A 22420-nucleotide genomic window follows, 5' to 3' on the forward strand; every position below is an offset into this window, starting at 1 on the left:
GGGTTTTTTGCAGTATCGAGCCGGTTTCATGGAACCGGTGAAAGGAAAAGACGGCCTACTATGCGTGATCAATTGCCCCCACGTCGAATCAGCATGAAGCATTTCCTCCCCAGCTCCGCACTCGCCCTGGTCATCGGCCTGGGCAGCCTCACGCTCGGTGGCAATGCGGCCGCCGCCAACAAATGGGACAGCCTGCAGCCGGACCGTGACGAAGTCGTCGCCAGTCTCAACGTGGTCGAGCTGCTCAAGCGCCACCACTACAGCAAGCCACCGCTGGACGATGCCCGTTCGGTCATCATCTACGACAGTTACATCAAGCTGCTCGATCCCTCGCGCAGCTACTTCATGGCCAGTGACATCGCCGAGTTCGACAAGTGGAAGACGCAGTTCGACGACTTCCTCAAGAACGGCAACCTGGACCCTGGCTTCACCATCTACAAGCGCTACCTTGACCGGGTGAAGGCGCGACTGGACTACGCCCTGGCCATGCTGGACAAGGGCGTCGACAAGATCGACTTCACCGTCAAGGAAGACCTGCTGGTCGACCGCAAGGACGCCCCGTGGCCCAAGTCCGAGGCCGAGCTGGACGACCTGTGGCGCAAACGCGTCAAAGACGAAGTGCTGCGTCAGAAACTGGCGGGCAAGGACCTGAAGCAGATCCAGGAAACCCTGATCAAGCGCTACAAGAATCAGCTCGCGCGTCTGGACCAGACCCGCGCCGAGGATATCTTCCAGGCCTACATCAACACCTTCGCCCAGTCCTACGACCCGCACACCAATTACCTGTCGCCCGACAGTGCCGAGAACTTCGACATCAACATGAGCCTGTCGCTCGAAGGCATCGGCGCGGTGCTGCAGAGCGACAACGACCAGGTCAAGATCGTGCGCCTGGTGCCGGCCGGCCCCGCTGCCAAGACCAAGCAGGTTTCCCCTGCCGACAAGATCATCGGCGTGGCACAGGGCAACAAGGAAATGGTCGATGTGGTCGGCTGGCGCCTGGACGAAGTGGTCAAGCTGATCCGTGGACCGAAAGGCTCGGTGGTGCGCCTGGAGATCATTCCGGCGAGCAACGCGCCGAACGACCAGACCACCAAGATCGTCTCGATCACCCGCGAAGCGGTCAAGCTCGAAGAGCAGGCCGCGAAGAAGTCGGTGCTCAAGCTCAAGCAGGATGGCCGCGACTACAAGCTTGGCATCATCGAGATCCCGGCGTTCTACCTCGACTTCAAGGCCTATCGTGCCGGTGATCCGAACTACAAGAGCACCACGCGCGACGTGAAGAAGCTGTTGACCGAATTGCAGAAGGAAAAGGTCGACGGTGTGGTCATCGACCTGCGCAACAACGGCGGCGGCTCGTTGCAGGAGGCCACCGAACTGACCAGTCTGTTCATCGACAAAGGTCCGACCGTGCTGGTGCGCAATAGCGATGGCCGAGTCGACGTTCTCGAGGACGAAAATCCCGGTGCCTTCTACAAAGGCCCGCTGGCGCTGCTGGTCAACCGTCTCTCGGCCTCAGCTTCGGAGATTTTCGCCGGTGCCATGCAGGACTACCACCGGGCGCTGATCATCGGTGGTCAGACCTTCGGCAAGGGCACCGTGCAGACTATCCAGCCGCTCAATCATGGCGAGCTCAAGCTGACCCTGGCCAAGTTCTATCGGGTTTCCGGCCAGAGCACCCAACACCAGGGCGTGCTGCCGGACATCGATTACCCGTCGATCATCGACACCAAGGAAATCGGCGAGAGCGCCCTGCCCGAGGCCATGCCGTGGGACACCATCCGCCCTGTGGTCAAGCCGGCGGCCGATCCGTTCAAACCGTTCCTGGCCCAGCTCAAGGCTCAGCATGACGCGCGTAGCGTCAAGGACGCCGAGTTCACCTACATCCGCGATCGCCTGGCGCTGACACAGCAGTTGATGAACGAGAAGACCGTCAGCCTCAATGAGCAGGACCGCCGTGCTCAGCACGATGCCATCGAAGCCAAGCAACTGGCGTTGGAAAACGCCCGGCGCAAGGCCAAGGGCGAAGAGCCGCTCAAGGAACTGAAGAAGGTCGATGAAGACGCCCTTCCAGAGGAGAAGGACGACTCCAAGCCAGAAGACGACGCCTACCTGGCAGAAACCGGACGCATCCTGCTCGACTATCTGCGGCTGAGCGCTCAAGTGGCGAAAAAATGAATGATGGCACTGATGGCAGATTGACCTGATCTGTCATCAAACAGTCATCGCGCTGTCGTGAAATGGTAGGGCCGGACGTCACAGACGTCCGGCCCTACCATTTTCAGGAAGCCCTCCATGACCGTCACCGAACAGCTCAGTGCCTTGAGTGCCATCCTGGCTCAACGCAGTATCCACAGCCTGTTCCAGCCGATCATCTGCCTCTCGGAGCGACGCATGCTCGGCTATGAGGCGCTCAGTCGCGGCCCGTCCAACAGCCCGCTGCACTCGCCCTTGAATCTATTCGCCATCGCCCGCCAGGCCGGGCGCCTGAGCGAGCTGGAGGTGTTGTGCCGGAAGAACTCCTGCCGCCGATTCAGCGAGCTGGGCCTGGAAGGCAAGCTGTTTCTGAACGTCTCTCCCGAATCGCTGCTCGAACCGCATCACCCCTCCGGGCGCACCTTGGAAATGCTCGAACAGGTTGGCCTGCATCCGAGCCAAGTGGTGATCGAGCTGACCGAGCAAACGCCCACTGAAGACTTCCAATTGCTGTTCAACGCCCTGCACCACTATCGCGACATGGGCTTTTCCATCGCCTTGGACGACCTGGGCGCTGGCTACTCCAGCCTGCGTCTGTGGTCGGAATTACGACCGGACTACGTGAAGATCGATCGCCACTTCATCGATGGCATCCACCAGGACCCGCTCAAGCGCGAGTTCGTCGGCTCCATTCTGCAGATTGCCCGGGCGTCGCGCGCCCAGGTGATCGCCGAGGGCATCGAGTTGGCAGAAGAGCTGACGGTACTCGCCGAAATGGGCGTCGATCTGCTGCAAGGTTACCTGCTGGGCCGTCCACAGGAATTTCCTCCTCGCGATGCGCAGGGCCTGTTGCCGCAACGTCAGCAAGACGCGCTGGTGGTAGGCGAGGAAAGCACCGACCTGGTGGCATTACTGATCGCTCAGCCCGCTGTGGCCCTCGATACACCGACCCAACAGGTGCTTGAAGCCTTCCGCCGCCAGGCCAACCTCAACTCCCTGGCAGTGCTGGATGCTCACGGTCAGCCACGCGGGATCGTGCACCGTCACTCGCTGGCCGATGTACTGCTCAAGCCTTTCGCGACCGACTTGTTCGCGCGCAAGCCGATCAGCCGGCTGATGAGCGAGGACTTCCTCGCCGTCGAGCGCAGCCAATCGTTGCAACAGGTCAGTCGCCTGCTGACCAGCCGCGCCCGCCAGCGCATCGAAGAAGACTTCATCATTACCCAGGGCGGTCGGTATAAGGGCCTGGGCCGGGTCATCGATGTGCTCAAGTTGATCACTGAACAGAAAATCCAGCAGGCGCGTTATGCCAATCCACTCACCCTGCTACCGGGCAACGTGCCGATCCAGCAGTGCCTTGCACGCTTGCTGGAGCAACAACGAGCGGCGGCGGTGTGCTACGTGGACATCGACAGCTTCAAGCCCTTCAACGACATCTATGGCTACGCACGCGGGGATGAGGTGCTGTTGTGCCTGGCACAGTGCCTGAGCGACTGCGTCGACCCAAATCAGGACTTCGTCGGCCACATTGGCGGCGACGATTTCATGCTGGTGCTCGGCACCCCCGATTGGCGCCCCCGCCTGGAGCACCTGATCGAGCGCTTTCTGGGCGAATGCAAGCGCTTCTACCGCAATGAGCATCTGCAGGCGGGCTGCTTCATCGCCCATAACCGCCAGGGGCAACGTGAGACCTTCGCCTTGCTGTCGCTGTCGATCGGCGTGGTGTGGCTGCGGCCGGAGCGTTGCGAGGGGCTGGATGCGGCGCAACTGGCCGACCTGGCTTCTCAGGCCAAGCGGCAAGCCAAGGATACGGCTGGCCCCAGTCTCAGCTTGATCGACACCGGCAGATAGTAGCGGTCCGCAGGACGATCAATCCCGCTGCGTGGCGGTTGTTTCGGGATAGCTGAACTCGAACACTCGCACCACTTCAGACGCATGCCAGGACGCGGCTTCCATGCCGTCGACCGGTCCGGAAAACCGTCCCAGACGCTCTACACATTCGAAGAAACCGGTGCGCGGTAGGCGACTGGCCCCCTGACTGATGACCAACGAGCTGCGCAGCGGTTGCTCGGCACGAGCATCGAGCAGCGCCAGGTACTCAAGCGCGGCGGTCAGGGTCTGCATGGCAGGGCTGGGCAACTGCAAGCGTTCGAGCAGCGCCCGGTAGGTGAGCAGGTGACGTTGTCGTCGGGCCAGGTCGAGCTCGGCCAGCAGGTTCTGCCACTGCTGGCGGCTGATCCTGACCTGACTCATGACGGCTCGCTCCAGCCAGCGATGCCCAGGTGCCAGGCCAGGCTGCGCTGAATCGCCGCGTCCGGCACGCGCTCACCCGATTCGATCATGGCCAGATAAGACGGACTGATACCGACACTGCGCGCCAGTTGTTCAGGCGCAAGGTCCTTGGCCTGACGCAACTGCGCCAGCTCACCCAGACTGGGCAGGCTGGCGCTTTGCGCGGTATCAGGAGGTGGGCAGGCTGCACGGGCGGGCTCATCGGCTGCAATGGGGGCCTGGCCAGCCGCCTCGCGCAGCGCTTGATAGTCAGCCCAGGGAATGACCGCATACTCGGGCTGACCGTCTCGACTGATGACCTGAACACCCATACAACCCCCCTTAGGCATGTAATTGCTCGGCATAACCCTTATGCCAATCTGTCAATTATATGACCTAAGCGCTGAGATCTGTGCATTTCGCACCGATTCAGTTGCGCGTACGCTCCAGGCGCAGCGCTTCAGGGGTATCAGGCAGGCGCTCGACCACACGCAGACGCTCAGGCGACTGGCTGTCGCGCCAGGCCTTGAAGCGGGCGAGTTCATCGGCCACCGTCTTCATCACCCAGCCCAGCACGGCGATGTCATCGAGAAACCCCACCCCCACGATCCAATCGGGAATCGCATCCAGCGGGCTGACGAAATACAGCAGGCCAGCGACGATGGTCACCAGTGCCTTGGGGCTCACCGCACGGTACTCGCCCCGCCACCACGCCAGACACAGCCCTTGCATCAGCCGCAGATCCTCGCGCAAATGGCCCAGCTTCGGCCCTTTGCGCGCCACGGCAAACAACAATGCGGGCAGACGGCCGCGGCTGAGCAGGCGCTCGGCCAGTGGCATGAACCGGGCGAAATTCCAAGGTGCGCGCATGAAGCCTCCAATGCTGGGGCAGAAAGGTTATCCACATTTATTGTGGATAACCTTGTGAACAGGGCGCCTCTCAAGCGCGTCGCACGCCCACGGGGCAAGGGTTGCGCTTGGATCGGGCGTTTTTTACACAACTGTTTCAGGTGAGTGGCGTTTTCACGTCAGCCTGCCATGGCAAGGCACATGCAAGCTCAGACAGTGTCTCCGCCAGGGTGTTCGCTTCGGGCAGGCGCCGAAAACGAAGACGCCCCGTCGAAACGGGGCGTCCAGAGACAACCGGTGCCAGTTTACTTGGCAGGTGCCTCGGCCGGTGCAGCCGGCTCGGCGTCGAGTTTGCTCGGGTCCTTGATGCCCAGCAGTTCGAGGTCGAAGACCAGTACCGAGTTCGCCGGGATCAGCGGGCTTGGGCTCTGCGCGCCGTAGGCCAGGTCAGCCGGAATGTAAAGTTTGTACTTCTCGCCGACGTGCATCAGTTGCAGGCCTTCGACCCAGCCAGGAATGACGCCGCTGACCGGCAGATCGATAGGGCTGCCACGCTCGACGGAGCTGTCGAAGACCTTGCCGTCGATCAGCTTGCCTTCGTAATGGACGGTGACCACATCGGTCGGCTTGGGTTGAGGGCCATCGGCCTTCTTGATCACTTCGTACTGCAAGCCCGAGGCGGTGGTGACTACGCCTGGCTTCTTGGCGTTTTCCTCGAGGAACTTCTTGCCATTGGCAACCGCTTCCTCGCTGGCCTTGGCCAGGCGATCTTCAGCGCGCTTCTGCAGGGCAGTGAAGGCTTCGACCAGTTCTTCGTCCTTCAGGCGAGGGTCTTTCTTGGCAACCGCATCTTCGATACCCAGGGCCACGGCTTTGGAGTCCAGGTCATCCATGCCTTCCTGCGCCAGGCTCTTGCCCATGTTCAGGCCAATGCCGTAAGAGGCTTTCTGCGCTGGGGTCTTCAGCTCGACGTTGCTGGTCTGAGCGTCGCAGCCAGCCAGGACCAGGCCTACCAGGGCAACCGCAGCCGCCAAACGATGCTGTTTCATGCTATTTCCTTGTTCATGCGCCATAAGGGCAATCGGGGTAAAGGCCGCGAGCTTAGCAGGCGGCCATGACCAATGGCTACCGGCATAGGAGCGGGTTTGCGGCGGGAAGTTCCTGGATGTCAGGATCTTCATCTGCATCGGCCAGATGCAGCCTCGAGCAGGTTGGGAAACCCACGCTTCAGGGATAGCGACCCTCGCGATACTCACCCGCTACTTCACGCAACGCTTCGCATAATGATTGCGCCAGCGAGCTCTGCGTCATGGCGGCGTTGCGGCAGATACCCACCGAGCCGCCCGGTTCGCGCAGGCCCAGGTCGAGCTCCACCAGTTCGCCACGGCGCAGATCGATCAGTACCGCATCGCGCGGCGCCACCCAGACCGCATCGCTGCCCAGCACGTAGCGTCGGCTCAAGGCCAGCGACAGGGTTTCCAGACGCTGCGGCGGCAGATCGATGGCGCACTGCACGAACAGGCTGTCGGCATGCTGGCGGATCGTCGTGCCGGTGGGCGGCAGCACCAGCGGACAATTGCCCACCCCTGCCCTGTCCAGCATCTGGCGCGCCAGCAAGGGGTGGCCGGGACGCACCACCAGGCTCATGGACTCGCTGTACAGGTGCTCGAACGACAGCCCCTGGATCTGCGGGCTGTCCGTCATGCGCCCCACCACCAGTTCCAGTTCGCCCAGGTGCAATTGCCCCAGCAACTGGGCACTGGCACCGGTGACCACATCAATCACCAGCGCCTCGTGTCGTCGATGCAGACGGCACAACACCTCCGGCATCAACAACCCCTCGACCGTCGACAGCACACCGATGCGCAACCGAGAAGGCATGCGTGCCTGGCCACGGACGCTGCCGATGCCTTCGCGCAGCGCTTGCACACTCGGCCCGGCGTGACGCATGAAGCGTACCCCGGCCGCTGTCAGCTCCACGCCCTGGCGATTGCGCTCGAACAGTCGGGCCTCGAGCAGATCCTCGAGCTCCTTGAGAGTCTTGGACGTTGCCGGCTGACTGATCGCCAGCACATCGGCAGCACGGGCCAGGCTGCCCTGGCGGGCGATTTCGAGGAAGCACAGCAGGTGGCGATATTTGATGCGGGTATCGAGGTTCATGCACGGCAGTTTAACCACGCGGTGCGCGGCTGCAAGCTACCGCCCGCGCTCATCGATCCGATCGCATTTTCGGACACTTCGACTTGCTGCGACGGGGGTAGCTTTGTAGGGTGCTGTTTCCATCGGCAACCTGCACGCTGTCCGCAAGGATGACCGGATACTGCATCCCCCCTGATGGCAGAGCTCACCAGCGCCCTGACCGAGGCGGCGAAGATCGTCGGCATCACTGTTTCACCACGTTCAACGGGCTAGCAGTGGATCAGCTACGCAAGACTAACGGTTAGCTACCTGAAGGTACTCTCGGCAGTAAAAGAGCCGTACAGGAATACCCAATCAATCAGGGCCTCTGGGCTATCTGGATGCGAACTTTAGCTATGAAGATAATCAAACTCCGTGAAACCCGCTCTGGCTATAGCTTAGACAGTAGCGCCTATGGCGCGTACGTCGAAAGCGTGAAGCAACTGCTCCCTCCTGCCCTATACGAGTTCATGAGTGAGCCGTGGCATTATGACCCTTCTGATCGCAGATGCCTGCATGATGCACGGTTACATACTCTCACTGTGGAAGAGTATGAAAAAGAGGAGCGCACCCTCAACAATATTACTATTATTCTCGCCGGCGCCTACAGAAACACCCTTAAGCTTCACTACTACAACACTTCTAGTTACTCAATTGAGAAGAACACCACAGCATGGCCGGCCAATCATTCCACGCACGGAGATCTCATAATTGATGAAGTCATTATTCTAGAACCCACCAAAACATTTCAGCACGAAATAAGATTCGAGGACGCCACAATTAAAATAGTGTTTGAGGATTTTCTATACCTCACTGAAACAACAAACGATCAAGCAAACTCGCAGTGACTCACAAAATATTATTGATATGGATTTTTTGCTCTTTACCAATACGTATCACGACCTCTTGCCGAGGGCTTTAAGAATTAAAAACTCCAGATCCGCAGACTTGAACCGTGACAAAGATGGCGTAGTAATCGTTACACACCCCTTGTCTGCGAATAAAAATAGCGCCTACAAAATGATAAAGCTTACCCCTGAGAAAATAGAATTCACTATCGATACTAATTTTTTAACAGCCACCTACAATGAAGCGGGCGATGTACGACTGGAAATCGAAGCCCAGCGTCTCCATGACCATAAAAATGGAACACATTCAATTACTAATTTAGCGTTCGAAAATGTCGCTGAGCTACGCTGCATCACCCTCAACTTTTACGAGTCAAATCATTTAAAATATCAAATACTAGGCATCAAAGATGACGAGTTAGAATACTGGAAAAAAACAGTCACACACCCTGACCCAAAATTTTACCAAGTCACCAACTCAGATTGGCTCATGGAAAAACGTGCAATCTATGATCCAGCAAATTTCCTTGAGCTCAAGCACTATTTGGTGGCGGGATATGATAGCTACGTTGAACTACTTGCCAGCCGCTATCGCTATTCCTTTTCGACGTAAATACACCACCTCTCGAGTTTATCGATAGACCGCGACAGGTATTCAAGCGAAAGCTCGAAGTCAGGCTCAGACCCGTACTTTTAAATTTTTAAAACTTCGCGAAGCCGCAGGTCTCTAAAAATGAGTTTCAGAGCCTATCGTCAAGGTATAGGGCTGTGGACAAGGAAGCGTGACACACCCGCATCCCTCGCTATATGATCCATATACGTTTCATACCGAGAACTCCCCATGGGCATCGTCAAGATCTGCGACCACCTCCACGAAGACCTGCGCATCGCCAGCGGCGCGATGTCACGTTCGATCAACGCCCAGGCCGAGCACTGGATTCGCATCGGCATGCTGGCCGAGCTGCATCCCGAGGCGACCTACCCCGAACTCGTGCGCCAATTGCTGCGCCAGGAACACGCCACGCTCAAGGAGCTGTTGCAATGAGCAAACCAATCCTCAAGAACGCCGACCAGTTGGCCCTGATGCGCCGTGCAGGCGAGCTGCTGGCACGCGTCTTCGCTGACCTCGACGGCTTCATCCGCGCGGGCGTCACCACCCTGCAGATCAACGATCGCGCCGAAGCATTCATCGTCGATACCCTCAAGGCGCGCCCGGCCAGCAAAGGCCAGTATGGCTTTCCCTATGCGCTGAACACCTCGGTCGACCAGGTGGTCTGCCATGGCATGCCGAACAAGGATGAAGTGCTGCAGGAAGGCTCGATCATCAACGTCGACATCACCCTCGAACAAGGTGGCTACATCGCCGACTCTTCGAAGATGTACTGCATCGGCGCGATCAGCGACGACGCCCGGCGCCTGGTCGACACCACGTATCAGGCGCTGTGGAAGGGCATCGAGCAAGTCAAACCCGGCGCCACCTTGGGCGATGTTGGCCACGCCATCCAGCAATTCGCCGAAGCCGCCGGCTACAGCGTGGTGCGCGAGTACTGCGGCCACGGCATCGGCACACAGATGCATGAAGCGCCGCAAGTGCTGCATTACGGTCAGCGCGGTATGGGCATGAGATTGCAACCGGGGATGGTGTTCACCATCGAGCCGATGATCAACCAAGGCGCACGCGGCACCCGAACCCTCAAGGATGGGTGGACAGTGATCACCCGCGATGGCGGATTATCGGCGCAGTGGGAACATACCGTGGCCGTGACGGACCAAGGCTACGAGGTGCTGACACTGCGCGCCGAGGAAGCGGAGCGCTGAGACGCCCAGCGCATTGCTCAGCTGGACTCAACCTCCCTACAATTCCCGCAACACTTCAGCTTCGGACCCGCTCATGGACGAATCCGCCCAGCACTGGCTGCACGCCCTCTCCGCCCCCATGGCCGCGCTCAACGGCGCCAGCTTCACCGCCCCCGACTATTTCGAGGGCGATGATCAGACCGACCTGGAAAGCGGCTGGGGTATCACTACCCGTGCCCAGTTGCTGGACGTGCTCAGCATGGCCGACAACGGCCATGCCTGTGAACTGAGCAATGCCTACTGGCAGTTCCAGCGGTGCCTGCCCAGCCAGTGGCAAGCGCTGCTGGAGACACTGCCGGCTCGCGACCGGGTCAAGTACGAATATGCGGCACGCACCTTCCCCGACTGCGGCCCGGGCGGTACGCGGGCCTGGGACCTCGGACGCATGAGCTTTCTGCTGCGCGCCGGGGTCAAGAAGGGGCATATCAGCCGCGAAGAAAGCCTCTACCTGCACTATCGCCTGGCTCTGCGCGCCCGCCACTACTACAACCGCTGGAACACCTACATCGCCGGTTATCTGTTCGGCAAAGCGTTATGGAACGCGTCCGACAGCAGCGATGCCACCTTCGCCGCCGACCTGGAGCGCCAGGGCAGCGAGCACTGGAACCGCTGCATCGTCCTGAACCTGCGCATCGGCGCCCACGAATTGCTCGCCGACTTGCCGTGGGAATTGCCAATCGACGAGCCTGAACGCCCCACGACCCTGGAAGAGGATTGCTGGTCATGAGCTGCTGGATTCGCCTGGGTATCGAACCGACCCAGGACCTGGACACCATCCGTCTGGCCTACCGCAGCCGCCTGCCCACGCACCATCCGGAGACCGACCCGGAAGGCTTCCAGGCCCTGCGCGCGGCCTATGAAGAGGCCCAGCGCCTGGCACGCGAGCACGTCGAAAACGCACAAGCCGCGCAGTCCAATGACGAGGTCGCGCCGGACAACGAGGCCCTCGACGCCTTCCAGGCGCTGCTCGAAGACTCGACCCGTCGCTACGAACCGCAAGCTTGGCTGGACTACATCGGCCAGCTCGACGAACTGCCGCTGGAGCAACTCGACGACCTCAACTGGCAGTTGCTGCACCGGCTGCGCCATTGCGGTCCGATCGCCTACCAGTGCGTACGTCTGCTGGCCACGCGGCTGGGCTGGGCCGAGCAACTGTTGCGCCTGCCGCCAGAAGAGGCCCAGGACGTCGCCGCCTTCTTGCAGCGTATCGAGGAGCCCGACCCCTTCGACACTCGGCTGATCCGCGACTGGTCACCCGCGGCGCAATTGGAAACGCTCTGGTATTTCCGCAGCCTTGGCTACTACCACCAGGAACGCCCGCTGTTCGAGTACACCCAGTTCGCCGACTGCCACACTTGCGTCGGTTTCCCGGCCGACGAAGACCTGGTGAGTCGCCTGACCCTGCAGTTCAGTCAGGCCGGGATTGGCAGCCGAACGCTGCATGCGCGCTTGCAGCAGCAGCACGAAATGGCGCCAGACGACGTCGATGTGCTGTACCTGCTCGCTCGCCAAGCCAGCGCCTTGGGCGCCGAGGAACAGGCACTCAATGGCTGGCTGCGGCTGTGGCGTGAACACCGGCATCCAGAGGCCGAGCGGTGGTTGCTCGACCTGTGCGCAGGCTATCAACCGCAACGCCTGCCGTTGTTGATCCAGGCGCTGGATCAGCAGAGCCTGCCGCACAGCTGGCCCGAGGATTTGACCGATCCCGCCCAGGCCTGCGGCTGTCCCGCGCAATCACCACAAACCCTGGCGCGCTGGTCCGAGGCCTCGCGCCTGAAGCTGGAGGGTTTCGCCGCCACGTTCATCGATTGGCGCCTGGACGGTGACGATGAATTGCCACCGCTGGCCTGGCTCCTGGCCGACCAGGAAGATCGCCTGTTGCAGCGCCGCTACTGGCAGGCCTGGACACTGCAACGTGGCGAATCCGGGCTGCTGCGCAGCCTGCTCGATGAGCCCGCCAGCGGCGATCCGCTCGATGACCTCATCCTCGAAGGCTTTCAGCGTCAGGCCGCACAGCAATTGCACTGGCTCGAGCATTCACCGGTGGTACGTGCACTGGTAGCGTTTTGCGCATCAGCACACCACGGGGCGGTCTTCCCAGAGGCGCTCAAGCAGCCGGCACTGCACCCGGTCTGCCGTGAATGGCTGCGACGCATGCGGGTGTATTCGCCGCAAGCGCTGGAGCGCTTGAACGAGGCGTTCGACATGCGCCGCATGTTCACGGTGCCATTCGGTATGCGGGTAATGAACGACATGGCGCGCCACGGCATCGAACTGCCGCCGATGGCTGAGGGCGCTGCACAGTGGGACTGGCATCGCCAGCAGTTGTTCATGCTGGCCACCATCGCTCAGCCCCAGCGCTGGCTGGACATGATCACGCCCAAGTTGCCAGGTCAACTGCAGTACGCGACCGAGCATCCGTTCTACCGCACCCATCGCCTGCTGCTGTCCACCCCGGCGCTGTTCCAGGAAAACAACGCCTTGCTGCGCTGCCTGGACGAGCGCGATCCGGTGCAGGCGCTGATGGCCCCCCCCCTGCATTACCTGGCCTACGCCTTCGCCAGCACTCGATTGCCGGGCGCGATCAATCTGTTCGAGTGCTACCAAGGCAGTACCGACGTACTGGAAGAACACCCGGTGGGGGAGCTGCTGCTGTGCGCAACCCTCTATCACAGCCCCGCGCTGGACAGCGAGCAACGTACCTGGCTACGTGCACGCCTGGACACGCTGGGCGGCAGCGCTGCCTGGGTCGGCACACTGCGCACAGGCCTGATCGCCGGCAACGTCCCGCGCCTGCCCTATAAGGTGATCGAGCGTGAGGAAAAACTGGACGGCAAACTGCTCAAGACGTTGGTGAGTGCCTTCAACACCTTGGTGAAATCCGCCAAACCGCCGCGCACCGTCGATTTGATGCGGCTGCAAAAAGCCAAGGACGATGCCGATCAGGACACCGGCCTGCGCTGCGCCGCCATGGCGTTGCTGGCGCGTACCGAAGGCCACCTTGCCGCGGCGGCGCGCGAGCCTCAGGCGCCCTCCTGGGCCTTCTGGCGACTGAACAGCCGTATCAGCCGCAGCGACTTCGTCGCGCACTGCTTCGTCGCCTTGATGGGCGGTGCGGTGCTGACCGCGGTGGCCAAACTGCCAGAGCTATGGGTGGTCGCGGTCTTGTTGATTCTGACTTCAGTGCTACGGCGCCTGCGTGACCTGGGCCAAGGCGTGCCGATGTTGATCGGTGTCCTGGCGATCTGCCGATTCGCGCCCTTCGCGCCTGCCGCGCTGATGGTGGTGCCCGGCGACAAGCTGGCCAACCGCTACGGCCCGCCGCCGGACGATCCCGCACAGCTCAGCGAAGGGCTGCAAGTCGCCCTTCGCCATCTCAACGCTCAGTAACGCAACTCGTCCAGCGCCTGGCTCAACTGCAGGCGTTGACGACTGATCTCTGCCGCCTGCTGGCCGGCCAGCACCGCATTGAACGCGTCCAGCCAACTGCCGATCAGGTCGCGCTCATCGCCCAGGCTCTGCATCCAGGCCCGCTCTAGCCGCGCGAGCAAGGTGCGATTGGGCAAGGCATCGCGCGGGTGGATCTTCAGGCGTGCCAGGCGCTCGTGGCTGGCCTGGCGCGCCTCGCTGTCCAGGCCCGTGGGACTGCGGTCGATGCTGTGGCTGTGCTTGTGCCCGGTTTCGAGGAAGGTCACGTCGACTTCGAGCAGGCCGTTGATGTCGTAGCTGAAGCGCACGTCCAGCGACTGCACCTGTCCGGTGGGCTGCAGCGGAATTTCGAAACTGTCGACCAGGATGTTGTCACGCACCCAGGGACGCTCGCCCTGATACACCGCGATGCGCACCACCTTTTGCTCCGGATGGGTACTGTAGAAGCGCTGCACGCGCGAGGTGGGGATCACGGTATTGCGTTCGATGATCGGGGTGAAGGCGCCGGACACTTCTTCGCCACGGGACGAGGCGACACCCAGGGTATAGGGGCACACGTCGGTCAGGATCAGTTCGTCGATCGCCGCGTCGCGGGCCTTGCAGGCCGCTTGGCTGGCAGCGCCCAGGGCGACGATGGTGTCGGGGTCGAGGTGGCGATAAGGCAGCCGACCGAACAGCTTGGCCACCAATTGCTGGATCTGCGGCATGCGCGTGGCGCCCCCCACCAGCACCAGGCTGTCCAGCTCGCGCGGGCTGAGCCGCGCGTCGCGCAGCGCCTGTTCGATGGGGGTGCGCACGCGCGCCAGCAACGGCGCCCAGATCGACTGCAAGCGCGTCTGGTCGAGCAGCCACTCGCGGGCTTGACCGTCGCCATTCCAGGTCAGGGTCAGGCTACCCTCGCCAATGTCACGCTTCAGTTGCTCGATCGCATCGTGCAGGCTCGCCAGCGCTTGAGGCTCAAGGCTCTCCAGCGTCAGTTGCCAATCGCTCAGGCACGCCTTGAGCAGCGCATCGGTAAAATCTTCACCACCCAAATAGTTGTCGCCAGTGGAGGCATGCACTTCGATCAACGGCAAGGCGTACTCCAGCACCGTGACATCGAAGGTGCCGCCCCCCAGGTCGAACACCAGCGTGCGCTCGAACTTCTGTTCGTGCAGACCATAGGCCATGGCGGCAGCCGTCGGCTCGTTGATCAGGCGCTGCACCTTCAGCCCCGCCAGCTCGGCCGCGAACACAGTGCGCTTGCGCTGCTCGTCGCTAAAGTAGGCCGGCACGGAAATCACGGCCTCGCTCACCGGGCAGCCGAGATAGGCCTCGGCATCCTGCTTGAGCGAGCCGAGCACCAGGGCCGACAGCTCTTCCGGCGTGAAGCGGTGCTCGCCCAGTTCGAAACGCTTGTCACTGCCCATGAACCGCTTGAACGCTGCGGCGGTGCGATGGGGATGGGTGGTGAGGCGGGCACGGGCGGCACTGCCCACCAAGATGCTGCCGTCTTCATCGACACTGACCACCGAGGGCGTCAGCACCTCGCCCACGGCGTTGGCGATGAGCTGTGCTTTACCGTCCTGCCAGACGGCAATGAGGCTGTTGGTGGTACCCAGGTCGATACCCAGCAAGGGGGCGGATTCGACGGGCGTTGGAGAGGAGCTGGCATCCTGCATGGTCGGTCTCTGCTGGCAAAGGAGAGCCGGGCGCGCGGCCTGCTGGCGGCATCCGGCGTAGCGGGAGATTCTGACCTAATGGGACCGCGAGTTGAAGGCGAAGATGCAATCGGACTTCAGGCAAGGGGGCGCGCCGGGCTGAAACCCGCGCGAAACCGACTTGGAAAAACGACGGGCACAAAAAAAGCGACCCTAAGGTCGCTTTCTTTGCTGCTTCCGGGTGTTCAGTGGGCCCTGGAAGCTGGAATATGGCGCAGCGGACGGGACTCGAACCCGCGACCCCCGGCGTGACAGGCCGGTATTCTAACCGACTGAACTACCGCTGCGCTATACATCGAGTGGTGGGTGATGACGGGATCGAACCGCCGACCCTCTGCTTGTAAGGCAGATGCTCTCCCGGCTGAGCTAATCACCCTTCATCTCGGTGTGGCGCGCATTCTACGGACGACCCTTCACCCTGGCAAGCACTTTTTTCAAATTTTTTTTCTGATCTTTCAATGACCTAGGAATAAGTGACTACTGGCCCTGTGACAGGGTTGGCCTGCGAGCACCGCTCGGAGAATAATGCCCGCCTTATGCATTAAGGAGAGCTTTCCCCCCATGTGGTTCAAGAACCTGCTGACCTACCGCCTCACCCAGGATGTTCCCTTCGAGGCCGAGGCACTGGAAGCGGCACTGTCCAGCAAACCGGCCCGCCCATGCGCCAGCCAGGAGCTGACCACCTACGGCTTCGTCGCCCCCTTCGGCAAAGGCGAAGACGCGCCCCTGGTGCATGTCAGCGGTGAGTTCCTGCTGATCGCCGCGCGCAAGGAAGAACGCATCCTGCCCAGCAGCGTGGTCAACGATGCCGTGAAGGAAAAGGTCGAGGAAATCGAGACCGAGCAGATGCGCAAGGTCTACAAGAAGGAACGCGACCAGATAAAGGACGAGATCATCCAGGCCTTCCTGCCGCGTGCCTTCATCCGCCGCTCGATGATCTTCGCTGCCATCGCCCCGCGCCAGGGCCTGATTCTGGTCAACTCGGCCAGCGCCAAGCGCGCCGAAGACCTGCTGTCGACCCTGCGCGAAGTGATGGGCTCGCTGCCTGTGCGCCCGGCCACGGTGAAGATCGCCCCAAGCGCGACCATGACCGACTGGGTCAAGTCGCAGCAACCGTCCGAAGGCTTCTATCCGCTGGACGAATGCGAGCTGCGCGACACCGCCGAAGACGGCGGCATCGTGCGCTGCAAGCGCCAGGACCTGGCCAGCGAGGAAATCCAGCTGCACCTGAGCACCGGCAAGCTGGTGACGCAACTGGCTCTGGCCTGGCAGGACAAGCTGTCGTTCGTGCTCGACGACAAGCTGGTGATCAAGCGCCTGAAGTTCGAGGAGTTGCTGCAGGAGCAGGCCGAACAGGACGGCGGCGACGAAGCCCAACAGCAGTTCGATGCCAGCTTCCTGCTGATGATGATGACCCTCAACGAATTCCTCCCGCAGCTGTTCGAAGCCCTCGGCGGCGAAGAGATTCCCCAGGGAGTCTAAAAGCAGCTGCAAGCTTCGAGCTACAAGCTGCAAGAAAGATCAAAAGCGATACGGCGGTGCTCTCACGGGCACCGCTTTTACTTGCAGCTTGCAGCTAAAAGCTTGCCGCTGCCCCTCCGGAGGTTCCCCCCCATGCGTGCGCTCGCCGCCCTCAGCCGCTTCGTCGGCAACACTTTTGCGCTGTGGGTGCTGTTGTTCGCCTGCCTGGCGTTTCTGCAACCGCAGTGGTTCATCGCACTCAAGGTGGCCATCGTGCCGCTGTTGGGGCTGGTGATGTTCGGCATGGGGCTGACCCTCAAGCTGGACGACTTCGCCGCCCTCGCCCGCCAGCCCTGGCGGGTGGCGCTCGGGGTGGTGGCGCATTTCGTGATCATGCCGGGCATGGCCTGGTTGCTGTGCCAACTGTTCCACTTGCCAGCGGAGATCGCGGTGGGCGTGATTCTGGTGGGCTGCTGCCCGAGCGGGACCGCATCGAACGTGATGGTCTGGCTGTCCAAGGGCGATCTGGCGCTGGCGGTCGCGATCGCGGCGGTCACCACCCTGCTCGCCCCGCTGCTGACGCCAGCGTTGATCTGGCTGCTGGCCTCGGCCTGGTTGCCGGTCTCGTTCATGGACATGTTCTGGTCGATTCTGCAATTGGTGATGCTGCCCATCGTGCTCGGCGTGATGGCGCAGAAGCTGCTCGGCGCGCGGGTCCAGTTGGCCGTTCAGGTGCTGCCGCTGGTGTCGGTGGTGAGCATCGTGATGATCGTCTGCGCGGTGGTGGCCGCCAGCCAGGCGAAGATCGCCGAGTCCGGCCTGCTGATCATGGCGGTGGTGATCCTGCATAACAGCTTCGGCTTCCTGCTCGGTTACCTGACCGGCAAGTTGTGCAAACTGCCGTTGGCCCAGCGCAAATCACTGGCGCTGGAGGTGGGCATGCAGAATTCGGGGCTGGGCGCAGCACTGGCGGCTGCACACTTCTCGCCCCTGGCGGCGGTGCCCAGCGCACTGTTCAGCGTGTGGCACAACATTTCCGGGGCGTTGCTTTCGACCTGGTTCAGGCGCATGGAAGCGCCCGATCAAACCTCTGTCCAGCGGTGACCGGGCAGGCCTCTTGCCCGGCAACCGCCAGATGTGCACCATAGTGCGCACGGTGAGGACGACCTCACGACGCACTGCGTGACCATTCCGGGGACGGCCCCATCTCGCAACGATGGAGACCCATCATGTCCTGGATCATTTTGTTCTTCGCCGGCCTGTTCGAGGTCGGCTGGGCCGTCGGCCTGAAGTACACCGACGGCTTCACTCGCCCCCTGCCCACTGCCCTGACCGTTGCGGCCATGGCGGTCAGCCTTGGCCTGCTGGGACTGGCCATGAAAGAACTACCGCTGGGCACTGCCTACGCCATCTGGACCGGCGTCGGCGCAGTGGGCACGGTCATCGCTGGCATCATCCTGTTCGGCGAATCCATGGCGCTGGTGCGCTTGGTCAGCGTCGCGCTGATCGTCGCCGGCCTGATCGGCCTGAAGGTCAGCGCTAGCTGACCCTCAGCGCACCCTTCAACGGCGCGCGCCGCGAAGGGCGCTGACCTGTTCGCGCAGCGCCTCGGGCTGGGCCGCCTCCACGGGGATGGCGGCCCCAGCCACCAGCGTCACCCGTGACCACAAGCGGCGCAGGAAGCCCTTGGCCGGATCGCGACTGAAGAAGCTGCCCCACAAGCCCTGCAACGCCAGCGGAATAACCGGCACCGGGGTTTCCTGCAGAATCCGCTTGACCCCGCCCTTGAACACGTCGATCTCGCCATCGGCAGTCAGCTTGCCCTCCGGGAAAATACACACCAACTCGCCTGCCTGCAGATACTCGGCGATGCGCGCGAACGCGCGCTCGTACGTCGCCGCGTCTTCGCTGTGCCCAGCGATGGGGATCGCACCCGCCGTGCGAAACACGAAATTCAGCACCGGCAGGTTGTAGATCTTGTAGTACATGACGAAACGTATAGGCCGACGGATCGCACCGCCAATCAGCAGCGCGTCGACGAACGAGACATGGTTGCACACCAGCAATGCCGCCCCTTCGTCGGGAATGCGGTCCAGGTCGCGGTGCTCGACGCGGTACATGGAGTGACTGAGCAGCCAGATCAGGAAGCGCATGGTGAATTCGGGCACGATGCTGAAAATGTAGGCATTGACCGCGATGTTGAGCAGCGACACCACCAGGAACAACTGCGGGATGCTCAGCTTCGCCACGCTCAGCAAGCCGATGGTGACCAGCGCCGACACCACCATGAACAGGGCATTGAGGATGTTGTTGGCGGCGATCACCCGCGCGCGCTCCTGCTCAGGGGTGCGTGCCTGGATCAGCGCATACAGCGGCACGATATAGAAACCGCCGAACACGCCCAGGCCGATGATCGACGCCATGATCCACCAGGCCTGGTGCAGCCCCAGCAGACTCAACCAGTCGTGAGGTGCGTCAGCCACCGGAACATCACCCGAATGCCACCACCAGAGCAGACCGAACAGGGTCAGGCCGAACGAGCCGAAGGGCACCAGACCGATTTCAACCTTGCGTCCGCTCAGGCGCTCGCACAGCAGCGAGCCGACAGCAATGCCGACCGAGAACAGGGTCAACACCAGGGTGACCACCGTCTCGTCGCCGTGCAGCCAGTCCTTGGCGTAGGCCGGAATCTGCGTCAGGTAGATCGCACCGACGAACCAGAACCATGAGTTGCCGACGATCGAACGCGACACCGCAGGCGTCTGCCCCAGGCCCAGGCGCAAGGTGGCCCAGGACTGTTTGAAGATGTTCCAGTCCAGCTGCATCTGCGGCGCCACCGCCGCCGCCCGAGGGATCCAGCGGCTGGCCAGATAACCCAGCACTGCGGTGCCGACGATGCCGCCCGCCACCACGCTGGCGTAATCGCTTGACGACATCATCACCCCGGCGCCGATGGTACCGGCCAGGATCGCCAGGAAGGTGCCCATCTCCACCAGCCCGTTGCCGCCGACCAACTCCTGCTCGTGCAGCGCCTGCGGCAGGATCGAGTACTTCACCGGACCGAACAGCGCCGAATGCGTGCCCATGGCGAACAGGGTGAGCAGCATCAGTTCCAAATGACCGCTGAGGAAGCCCACGGCACCGATTGCCATGATCGCCACCTCGGCCAATTTGATTGCCCGAATCAGCGCGTCCTTGGCGAACTTCTCACCAAACTGCCCCGCCAGCGCCGAGAACAGGAAGAACGGCAGGATGAACAACAGCGCGCACAGGTTGACCCAGATCGAGCGATCACCTTCCAGGCTGAGTTTGTAGAGGATGGCCAGGATCAGCGACTGCTTGAAAAGGTTGTCGTTGAAGGCGCCCAGCGATTGGGTGATGAAGAACGGCAGGAAGCGACGCTTGCCGAGCAAGGTGAATTGCGAGGAATGACTCATCGTCCTTGTTCCTGAGAGGGCTTTGTCATTTGAAGGGAGCTCATCGTGAGAGGCGACAAATCTGCACGTGAATGCACGCCTCTGGCAACCGCCCCAGGGCGAATCCGCTAACCACGCAGCAAGTTGCTGGCATTACGCCATTAATTTGTCGTCAAATAATTTTCAGATTGTTACAGTTCTGCCGATATTCATATACATGACCTGGATCCGGCAACGGCAATTCCCCCCTCGCCCTTCTTCGATGCATCACTAAGGAGCACCACCGCAGATGTTTACCTGGTTCGGCGACCTGAAAATCGCCCATAAACTGGCACTCGGCTTCGGCCTCGTCCTGACGTTGACCCTGATCCAGTCGCTGATCAGCTGGGACGCCCTTGGCAAGATTGTTCGTCGCAGCGAAGTGGTGCGCGATGTGTCGATCCTCAACGATGCGCTGGGCGATCTGCGCGAAGCGCGCCTGCGCCATACGCTGGCGAACGGCGACGACGAGCAGACCCAGGCCTTGCTCACCGCCAGCGATGCATTGCAGCCACCGCTCAAGCGCCTGCGCGAAGTGATCCGCACCCCGCGCAATGTCGAACTGCTGGGTAAAGCCGAACAGTCCCTGGCCAGCTACGTGCAGACCCAGACCCTCAGCCTGCAGGCCTACCAGACCATGCGCTCGGCGCAAAAGGACATGGGCACCCTCGCCAATCAGTCGTTCGCCGCCCTCAAGAGCATTCGCCAGCAAGTGCGCGCCCTGACCGATGCCGAGCAACGCGACGCTCGCAGCGAGGCCGTCAATCAGATTCGCGAGAACCTGATCCTGCTGCGTTACCAGGTGCGCGGCTACACCAGCAACACCAATGCCGACAGCGAAAAGGCCATGAACGATCAGATCGCGACCACGGTGAACACCCTGCCCGGCCTGATCGCGGCCTTGAACGGCCAGGCCGCCGACGCCACCGCACAGTTGACCGAACAGGTCCGCGCCTATGCCGGCAAGGTCGAAACCTATCGCGGCGAGATCGGCAAACTGGCCGACTACCGCGTCAGCATGGCCAAGGACATCGCCAACCTGACCGAAGCCATCGGCCTGCTGCTCGACGGCCAAGGCACACTGGTGAATTCGGACAGCCAGTTCGCCAAGAACCTGCAGTTGGTCACGACCCTGCTGGCGCTGGTGCTGGGCATCGTGCTGGCCGTGCTGATCGCTCGCCAGATCAGTCCGCCACTGCGCCGGGCACTGTTGGCCATGGAACAGGTAGCCGCCGGTGACCTGAGCGAACAGCCGAGCAGCCGTCGTCGCGACGAACTGGGTCAGTTGCAGAACAGCCTGCAAGGCATGACCGCCAACCTGCGCCAACTGATCGGCGGCGTGCGCGATGGCATCTCGCAGATCGCCAGCGCCACCGAGGAACTCTCGGCCATCACCGCACAGACCAGCGCCGGTGCCAGCAGCCAGCGCCAGGAGACCGACCAGGTCGCCACCGCCATGCAGGAAATGGCCGCCACGGTGCAGGAAGTGGCGCGCAATGCCGGCGACGCCTCGGTGGCCGCCAGCGCCACCGACCTGGAAGCCCGCGAGGGCGAAAGCGTGGTCACCCGTGCGGTGGCGCAGATCGACCGGCTGGCCAGCCAGGTGGACGCCACCAATGAAGCGATGGACGCGCTGCGCAACGAAAGCCAGCGCATCGGCAAGGTAATGGACGTGATCAAGGCCGTGGCCGAGCAGACCAACCTGCTGGCGCTCAACGCGGCCATCGAAGCGGCGCGAGCCGGTGAGGCCGGCCGTGGGTTTGCCGTGGTGGCCGATGAAGTGCGCAGCCTGGCGCAACGCACCCAGGCCTCGACGGCGGAAATCGAGTCGGCGATCAGCAGCCTGGAACAGGGCACCCGTTCGGTCAGCGACTTGATGGAAGAGAGCCAGAGCCTGACCGAAAGCAGCGTGGCCCTGGTGCGCGAAGCGGGCGCGGCGCTGGAAGGCATCACTCAGCAGGTCTCCGGCATCCAACTGATGAACCAGCAGATTGCCGCCGCCTCCGAGCAGCAGAGCGCAGTGGCCGAAGAAATCAGCCGCAGCGTGGTGACGGTCAGGGACATCTCGGAACAGACGGCAGGGGCCAGTGAGCAGACCTCGGTGTCCAGCGTCGAGCTGGCGCGTCTGGGCGGGCAGTTGCAGCAGATGATCAGCCGCTTCCGCGTCTAAAGTGCAGGG

At 62.0% G+C, this 22420-nt stretch carries 19 protein-coding genes, 2 tRNA genes and 1 pseudogene; 13 read left to right on the plus strand and 9 right to left on the minus strand.

Going from position 1 to position 22420, the window contains the following annotated elements; translation table 11 throughout:
* The first annotated feature begins 93 nt into the window (after positions 1-93).
* Together Q6A47_RS05370 and Q6A47_RS05375 are read left to right on the plus strand one after the other, a co-directional pair.
* On the plus strand, positions 94-2175 hold the full coding sequence (locus tag Q6A47_RS05370; protein WP_304483395.1) for a carboxy terminal-processing peptidase: 2082 nt from the start codon (positions 94-96) through the stop codon (positions 2173-2175).
* Positions 2176-2292: 117 nt separating this feature from the next.
* On the plus strand, positions 2293-4044 hold the full coding sequence (locus Q6A47_RS05375) for a bifunctional diguanylate cyclase/phosphodiesterase (protein ID WP_304483397.1): 1752 nt from the start codon (positions 2293-2295) through the stop codon (positions 4042-4044).
* Positions 4045-4062: 18 nt separating this feature from the next.
* Here Q6A47_RS05375 and Q6A47_RS05380 read toward each other — a convergent pair whose 3' ends face one another.
* The 5 genes from Q6A47_RS05380 to pcaQ all read right to left on the minus strand — a co-directional run bounded on the left by Q6A47_RS05380 (position 4063) and on the right by pcaQ (position 7473).
* Positions 4063-4446 carry a hypothetical protein gene (locus Q6A47_RS05380; protein WP_039579356.1) on the minus strand — a complete coding sequence of 128 codons (384 nt, stop codon included), beginning with the start codon at positions 4444-4446 and terminating at the stop codon, positions 4063-4065.
* Positions 4443-4796: a helix-turn-helix domain-containing protein gene (locus Q6A47_RS05385; RefSeq protein WP_304483399.1), complete on the minus strand. Its 354-nt coding sequence runs from the start codon at positions 4794-4796 to the stop codon at positions 4443-4445. Before Q6A47_RS05385 ends, Q6A47_RS05380 begins: the two co-directional genes overlap by 4 nt.
* 97 nt (positions 4797-4893) lie before the next feature.
* Positions 4894-5334, minus strand: a complete 441-nt coding sequence (locus tag Q6A47_RS05390) for a YkvA family protein (RefSeq protein ID WP_029611979.1) — start codon at positions 5332-5334, stop codon at positions 4894-4896.
* Between the two features lie 284 nt (positions 5335-5618).
* On the minus strand, positions 5619-6362 hold the full coding sequence (gene bamJ / locus Q6A47_RS05395; protein WP_029611980.1) for a BamJ family beta-barrel-assembly machinery protein: 744 nt from the start codon (positions 6360-6362) through the stop codon (positions 5619-5621).
* Between the two features lie 178 nt (positions 6363-6540).
* Positions 6541-7473 carry a pca operon transcription factor PcaQ gene (gene pcaQ, locus Q6A47_RS05400; protein WP_039579362.1) on the minus strand — a complete coding sequence of 311 codons (933 nt, stop codon included), beginning with the start codon at positions 7471-7473 and terminating at the stop codon, positions 6541-6543.
* A 374-nt stretch (positions 7474-7847) separates the two neighbouring features.
* Here pcaQ and Q6A47_RS05405 point away from each other — a divergent pair, with 374 nt between their 5' ends.
* The 6 genes from Q6A47_RS05405 (at position 7848) to Q6A47_RS05430 (ending at position 13586) form a co-directional block, all read left to right on the plus strand.
* Positions 7848-8339 (plus strand): hypothetical protein, encoded by a 492-nt coding sequence (locus Q6A47_RS05405; RefSeq protein WP_304483401.1) that lies wholly within the window; start codon positions 7848-7850, stop codon positions 8337-8339.
* Positions 8340-8439: 100 nt separating this feature from the next.
* Positions 8440-8952, plus strand: coding sequence for a hypothetical protein (locus Q6A47_RS05410; protein ID WP_304483403.1), 513 nt, complete (start codon positions 8440-8442; stop codon positions 8950-8952).
* A gap of 228 nt (positions 8953-9180) precedes the next feature.
* Positions 9181-9384, plus strand: a complete 204-nt coding sequence (locus Q6A47_RS05415) for a ParD-like family protein (protein WP_029611984.1) — start codon at positions 9181-9183, stop codon at positions 9382-9384.
* A complete protein-coding gene (gene map / locus Q6A47_RS05420) occupies positions 9381-10157 on the plus strand; it encodes a type I methionyl aminopeptidase (protein ID WP_039579374.1) in 777 nt (258 codons plus the stop codon). Before Q6A47_RS05415 ends, map begins: the two co-directional genes overlap by 4 nt.
* Before the next feature lie 73 nt (positions 10158-10230).
* Positions 10231-10923, plus strand: coding sequence for a DUF1266 domain-containing protein (locus Q6A47_RS05425; RefSeq protein ID WP_029611986.1), 693 nt, complete (start codon positions 10231-10233; stop codon positions 10921-10923).
* Positions 10920-13586 carry a molecular chaperone DnaJ gene (locus Q6A47_RS05430; RefSeq protein ID WP_304483404.1) on the plus strand — a complete coding sequence of 889 codons (2667 nt, stop codon included), beginning with the start codon at positions 10920-10922 and terminating at the stop codon, positions 13584-13586. The genes Q6A47_RS05425 and Q6A47_RS05430 overlap by 4 nt, the downstream gene beginning before the upstream one ends.
* Here Q6A47_RS05430 and Q6A47_RS05435 read toward each other — a convergent pair.
* The 3 genes from Q6A47_RS05435 to Q6A47_RS05445 form a co-directional block, all read right to left on the minus strand.
* Positions 13580-15286 (minus strand): molecular chaperone HscC, encoded by a 1707-nt coding sequence (locus tag Q6A47_RS05435; RefSeq protein ID WP_295481067.1) that lies wholly within the window; start codon positions 15284-15286, stop codon positions 13580-13582. The genes Q6A47_RS05430 and Q6A47_RS05435 overlap by 7 nt on opposite strands.
* Positions 15287-15535: 249 nt before the next feature.
* A tRNA-Asp gene (locus tag Q6A47_RS05440) sits at positions 15536-15612 on the minus strand.
* Between the two features lie 13 nt (positions 15613-15625).
* Positions 15626-15701: transfer RNA gene (locus Q6A47_RS05445), tRNA-Val, on the minus strand.
* A gap of 185 nt (positions 15702-15886) precedes the next feature.
* Between Q6A47_RS05445 and rdgC the strand changes: the two genes are divergently transcribed.
* From rdgC to sugE, 3 genes are all read left to right on the plus strand, one after another.
* Positions 15887-16807, plus strand: a complete 921-nt coding sequence (rdgC, locus tag Q6A47_RS05450; RefSeq protein WP_304483407.1) for a recombination-associated protein RdgC — start codon at positions 15887-15889, stop codon at positions 16805-16807.
* 132 nt (positions 16808-16939) lie between these two features.
* The gene (locus Q6A47_RS05455; RefSeq protein WP_304483408.1) at positions 16940-17890 is read left to right on the plus strand and encodes a bile acid:sodium symporter family protein; all 951 of its coding nucleotides are present in this window, start codon (positions 16940-16942) and stop codon (positions 17888-17890) included.
* Positions 17891-18015: 125 nt separating this feature from the next.
* Positions 18016-18333: a quaternary ammonium compound efflux SMR transporter SugE gene (gene sugE, locus Q6A47_RS05460; RefSeq protein WP_039579384.1), complete on the plus strand. Its 318-nt coding sequence runs from the start codon at positions 18016-18018 to the stop codon at positions 18331-18333.
* Positions 18334-18348: 15 nt separating this feature from the next.
* On the opposite strand, the gene Q6A47_RS05465 is transcribed toward sugE, so the two are convergent.
* Positions 18349-20223 (minus strand): MFS transporter, encoded by a 1875-nt coding sequence (locus tag Q6A47_RS05465; RefSeq protein ID WP_304483409.1) that lies wholly within the window; start codon positions 20221-20223, stop codon positions 18349-18351.
* Between the two features lie 268 nt (positions 20224-20491).
* On the opposite strand from Q6A47_RS05465, the pseudogene Q6A47_RS22930 reads away from it, so the two are divergent.
* Both Q6A47_RS22930 and Q6A47_RS22935 read left to right on the plus strand, forming a co-directional pair.
* Positions 20492-21556, plus strand: a pseudogene (locus Q6A47_RS22930) (methyl-accepting chemotaxis protein); the annotation flags it as partial.
* The gene (locus tag Q6A47_RS22935) at positions 21548-22411 is read left to right on the plus strand and encodes a methyl-accepting chemotaxis protein (protein WP_369811418.1); all 864 of its coding nucleotides are present in this window, start codon (positions 21548-21550) and stop codon (positions 22409-22411) included. The pseudogene Q6A47_RS22930 and the gene Q6A47_RS22935, both read left to right, overlap by 9 nt.
* Positions 22412-22420: the final 9 nt, after the last annotated feature.

The organism is Pseudomonas boreofloridensis (assembly GCF_030580795.1).
GTDB lineage: Bacteria > Pseudomonadota > Gammaproteobacteria > Pseudomonadales > Pseudomonadaceae > Aquipseudomonas > Aquipseudomonas boreofloridensis.